Below are 4571 nucleotides of genomic sequence, written 5' to 3'. Positions count from 1 at the left end.
CTTCGGGGCTCCGCCCCGGACCGCGCTCCTCAAACGCCGGAGGGGCTGGATGGCGCAGGGCCGGAGGGGCTGGATGGCGCAGGGCCGAAGGGGCTGACAACCCTCCGCCAAAGACGCTGATTCCAACGTGTGACAAGGAGGATGTGCATGTCCCCGCCCCCCGCCGATCACGACACGGATCTGCTCATCGTGGGAGCCGGCCCCACCGGGCTGTTCGCGGCCTACTACGCCGGTTTCCGCGGGCTGTCCGTCACCGTCCTCGACTCGTTGCCCGAGCCGGGCGGCCAGATCAATGCCATGTACCCGGAGAAGCAGATCTTCGACATCGCCGGCTTCCCGGCCGTACGAGGGCGCGAGCTCGTCGACCGGCTTCTGGAGCAGGCGGCGCCGTACGCACCGCGCCATCTGCTCGGTCACCGGGCCGAGACGCTGGAGCGGACCGCGGAGGGCGGCTTCGCCGTGACCACGCACCAGGGCGTGGGCATTCGGGCCAGGGCCGTGCTCGTCACCGGCGGCATCGGCACCTTCACCCCCCGTCCGCTGCCGGCCGCCGCCGCGTACGAGGGGGCCGGGCTGGCGTACTTCGTGCGCCGGCCGGACGACTACGCGGGCCAGGACGTCGTGATCGTCGGCGGCGGAGACAGCGCCTTCGACTGGGCCCTCGCCCTGCACCCGATCGCCGCCTCCGTGACGCTGGTCCACCGCCGCGACGCCTTTCGCGCGCACACCGCCACCGTCGCCGCCGTACGCGCCGCGGGCATCGAGATCGTCACCGAGGCCGAGCTGTCGCACGTCATCGGTGACGGCCGGAGGATCGAGGCCGTGGAGATCACCCGGCGCGACGGGCAGACGCACCGCCTGCCCTGCCAGGGGGTCGTCGCCGCGCTCGGTTTCACCGCCAACCTCGGGCCGCTCCTCGGCTGGGGCGTCGACATCGAGAACCGGCGGCACATCCCGGTCGACTCCGCGATGCGCACCTCCGTGCCGGGGATCTACGCGGCCGGCGACATCAACGACTACCCCGGCAAGGTGCGGCTGATCGCGGTCGGCTTCGGGGAGGCCGCGACCGCCGTCAACAACGCCGCGCACCACATCGACCCCGAGCAGCCGGTGTTCCCCGGCCACTCCACCGACGTACCCGCGGCGGCCGCCCCGGCCGTCGCGTAGCACCGAAGAGGACCGAACGCCCATGCCCTACGTCATCGCCGAGCCGTGCATCGACATCATGGACCGCTCCTGCATGGAGGAGTGCCCGGTCGACTGCATCTACGAAGGCGACCGCAAGCTCTACATCAACCCCATGGAATGCATCGACTGCGGCAACTGCGAGCCCGTCTGCCCGGTCGAGGCGATCTCGCAGGACCGCCGGGTGCCGGTGGAGCTGAAGGACTTCGTCGCCGACAACAAACGGTTCTTCACCGAGCCGCTGCCGGGCCGAGACGCGCCGATCGGCGCACCGGGCGGCGCCGCGGGCCACGGCCCGGCCGGCACGGACACGGAACTCGTCGCCGCGTACGGCCCTCGCGGCTGACCCGCGGCCCCGGCACGCTTCCGCCACCGCGCTCCGAGGAGGCACCGTGATCGACGGCGAGACCGTGGTCGACGCGCACGTCCACGCCCCGAGACTGTCCACGCTGAAGCCCGCCTGGTTCGAGTGGGCGGACGCCTTCTCCGGCGACCATCCGTGGCGTGACGCCTACGACGAGCGGGGCGACCCCGTGCCCGAGCGGCTGGACGCCCTGCTGGAGTCCCAGGGTGTGGACCGTGCGCTGCTGTTCTGCGAGTACAGCCCGCGCGCCACCGGTATCCAGCCGATCGAGGAGCTCCTGCCGATCGTGGAGTACAACCCGGTCCGGTTCCGGCTGGTGGCGAACGTCAATCCGCATCTGCACCACCCGGTGGCCGCGGAGGCGGAACGCCAGCTGGACCTGGGCGCCGTCGCGGTCAAACTGCACCCCGTGCACGGCGGGTTCGACCCGGCCGACAAGGAGCTGTACCCGCTGTACGCGCTCTGCGGCGAGCGCGGTGTCCCGGTCGTCGTGCACTCCGGGACCTCCAGCTTCCCCGGCGCCCGCGCCCGGTTCGGCGATCCGCAGCTCCTGCTGGACGCCGTGGAGGACTTCCCCGACGTGCAGTTCGTCTTCGCCCACGGCGGGCGGGGCTGGTGGTACGACACGGCGGCGTTCCTCGCGCTGGCCAGGCCCAACGTCTGGCTGGACCTCGCCGGACTGCCACCGCGCAAACTGCCCGGGTACTACTCCCGGTTCGACCTGCCGAGGCTGGCCACCCGGTGGATCTTCGGCACCGACTGGCCGGGCGTGCCCGGCGCCTCGCGGAACATCGCCGCGCTGCGCGCGCTGGGCCTGCCCGCGGACACGGTACGGGCCGTGCTGTCGGGCAACGCGGCCAAGGTCTTCCCCGGTCTCGGGATATGAACCGTCCTGGCTGGATGAGGTATTGGGATTGGGATTGGGATTGGGATTGATGATGCGTCAGCAGATCGGTGTCATCGGCGCCGGCGCCATGGGAGTCGGCATCGCCTACGTCTTCGCCGCGGCCGGCTGCGAGGTCGTCCTCGTGGAACCCGAACCGGCCCGCGCGGAGCGAGCGTTGGGGACGGTCCGGACCCGGGCGGCCCGGGCGGGGGAACAGGGCAGGCTCACCCCGCAACAGGCCGGTGGGCTGCCCGGTCGCGTCCGTACGGTGCGTGCGGCCGGCGAACTCCCCGAGGGCATGGACCTGGTGGTCGAGGCGGTCCCGGAGCGCCCGGAACTCAAACGCCGGGTCCTCGCCGAGGCCGAGGAGCGGCGGCCGGCCGTACTGGCCAGCAACACGAGCGGGCTGAGCATCGACGACCTCGCCGCACCGCTGCGGCGCCCCGGCGGCTTCCTCGGACTGCACTTCTTCAATCCGGTGTGGTCGATGCCGCTGGTCGAGATCGTCCGCGGCGCGCGCACCACGGAGGAGACGCTGAAGCGGGCACGGGAGACCGCCGAGCTGATCGGCAAGGAGACCGTCGTCGTCCGTGACTCCCCCGGTTTCGCCACCAGCCGTCTGGGGGTGGCGATCGGTCTGGAGGCCATGCGGATGCTCGAGGACGGTGTGGCCTCGGCCGAGGACATCGACCGCGCGATGGAGCTGGGCTACCGCCACGCGATGGGCCCGCTGCGGCTGACGGATCTCGTCGGCCTCGACGTCCGCCTCGACATCGCCCGCCACCTCGCCGAGACGTACGGCCCCCGCTTCGCACCTCCCCGGATCCTGCTGGACAAGGTCGCGGCGGGCGAGCTGGGGCGGAAGACCGGTCGGGGCTTCTACGACTGGGGCTGAGCCTCCCGGCAGGAGCGCGGGGCCGTAACGCCGTAACGCCGTGCGCCCCGCCGCGTGGGCGCGGTCGGGCCCGGCCCCTGGCCCCCGCGCCCCTCACTCCCCTCCGTGCTCCGCGGTCAGCTCCTCCCACCGCCGCAGTGCCACCGGGCTCCATTCCGCGTGCCTGCTGTGGAAGAGGTCGGCCGCCTTGGCACCGCTCCACCCCGCGGGCAGGAGCTTCGACGGCAGACGCGGGTCGAGGAAGGGGAAGCGGCGCCACTCGTGCACCAGCATGGTCTGGGCGTGCAGTACGGCGTCGCCGTCGGCGGGACGCAGACCCGTGAACTCGTCGATGAACGCCTCGTAGCGGTCCTCCACCTCGCTGAGGTCCCAGGCGCGGGCCACCATGGCCGCCTCGCTGCCCACGGCGCCGTACGTGGCCGTGAAGGACATCGCGTCGTCGGAGAGCCCGAGTTCCTTCAGCACACCGAGCGCCTCCGTCTCGCGGTCGGCGTGGGGCGTGATCCACACCCCGGGCTCCGGGGAGCCGAAGCCGGCCCAGGTGAGCCGGGTACGCACCCGGTGCCGCAGGTCCCGCTTGGACTCCGGCACCGAGACGAGGACCACCAGCCAGGTGCCGTCCCAGGTGCACTCGCCGCCGCCGAAGTCGTAGATGCGCTGGGCGCCCTCGGTCAGCATCCGTCGGCCCGGAGGCGTGAGCGCCCAGCGCACCCGGCGGCCCACCCGCTCCGAGGCCAGCCAGCCCTCCGCCGCCGTCCGGGCGAGCGACTGGCGGGCCGACTTCTCCTCGACGCCGAACGTCGCCAGCGCCTCCACCAGCGCCGACGTCCACACGGGCCGGCCCTTCGGCAGCACGTACTCGCCGAGCATGGTCATCAGCAGCGACCGCGCGCTGACGTCACCGAGTTCGCGGCGGCGGCTGACCACCGGGCGCGCGGTTCCCGCCGCGGCCCGGTCGGTGCGCGTCCTTTGGCCCGGTCCGCGCGACGCACCGTCGACCATGGTCCATCACTTCCCTCCGTGCCGGCCGGTCCGCCGTCCGCGTCCGCGCCCTGTGCAGTGCCTTCGGTCGCAGGTCGCACGCCCCCGCGCGCGGCCGTCGAAGCCGGTCCGAGCCGATCCAAGCCGATCCAAGCCGGTCCGAGCCGATCGAAGCCATCAGGGTATCCGGGGCGTTCCGGCCCGACGGCGCGAAGCCCGTCCTCGCCTCACCGCCCCCGGATCCCCCGCAGGCCCGGATC

At 72.8% G+C, this 4571-nt stretch carries 5 protein-coding genes; 4 read left to right on the top strand and 1 reads right to left on the bottom strand.

Features of this window, described 5'->3' with window-relative positions; translation table 11 throughout:
- The first annotated feature begins 147 nt into the window (after positions 1 to 147).
- Genes FNH04_RS41870 through FNH04_RS41855 form a run of 4 tightly spaced genes read left to right on the top strand, consistent with a single transcriptional unit; the run spans position 148 to position 3330 of the window.
- Positions 148 to 1167, top strand: a complete 1020-nt coding sequence (locus FNH04_RS41870) for an NAD(P)/FAD-dependent oxidoreductase (RefSeq protein WP_152791477.1) — start codon at positions 148 to 150, stop codon at positions 1165 to 1167.
- Between the two features lie 22 nt (positions 1168 to 1189).
- Positions 1190 to 1531, top strand: a complete 342-nt coding sequence (gene fdxA, locus FNH04_RS41865) for a ferredoxin (RefSeq protein WP_152791476.1) — start codon at positions 1190 to 1192, stop codon at positions 1529 to 1531.
- Between the two features lie 46 nt (positions 1532 to 1577).
- Positions 1578 to 2435 carry an amidohydrolase family protein gene (locus FNH04_RS41860; protein ID WP_322725409.1) on the top strand — a complete coding sequence of 286 codons (858 nt, stop codon included), beginning with the start codon at positions 1578 to 1580 and terminating at the stop codon, positions 2433 to 2435.
- 52 nt (positions 2436 to 2487) lie between these two features.
- Positions 2488 to 3330, top strand: coding sequence for a 3-hydroxyacyl-CoA dehydrogenase family protein (locus FNH04_RS41855; protein WP_152791478.1), 843 nt, complete (start codon positions 2488 to 2490; stop codon positions 3328 to 3330).
- Between the two features lie 93 nt (positions 3331 to 3423).
- On the opposite strand, the gene FNH04_RS41850 is transcribed toward FNH04_RS41855, so the two are convergent.
- Complete coding sequence (locus tag FNH04_RS41850; RefSeq protein ID WP_152791475.1) at positions 3424 to 4332, bottom strand: PaaX family transcriptional regulator; 909 nt, start codon at positions 4330 to 4332, stop codon at positions 3424 to 3426.
- Positions 4333 to 4571 lie beyond the last annotated feature (239 nt).

The sequence above is a fragment of the Streptomyces phyllanthi genome (genome assembly GCF_009377205.1).
Classification (GTDB): domain Bacteria; phylum Actinomycetota; class Actinomycetes; order Streptomycetales; family Streptomycetaceae; genus Streptomyces; species Streptomyces phyllanthi.
Note: the sequence above shows the minus strand (reverse complement) of the source record. Positions and strands in the feature narration are given on the sequence as shown.

Excerpts from the sequence above, each read along its gene's own strand:
- FNH04_RS41870 (WP_152791477.1), top strand. The coding sequence starts at position 148 with ATGTCCCCGCCCCCCGCCGATCACGACACGGATCTGCTCATCGTGGGA.
- fdxA (WP_152791476.1), top strand. The coding sequence starts at position 1,190 with ATGCCCTACGTCATCGCCGAGCCGTGCATCGACATCATGGACCGCTCC.
- FNH04_RS41850 (WP_152791475.1), bottom strand. The coding sequence starts at position 4,332 with ATGGTCGACGGTGCGTCGCGCGGACCGGGCCAAAGGACGCGCACCGAC.
- FNH04_RS41855 (WP_152791478.1), top strand. The coding sequence starts at position 2,488 with ATGCGTCAGCAGATCGGTGTCATCGGCGCCGGCGCCATGGGAGTCGGC.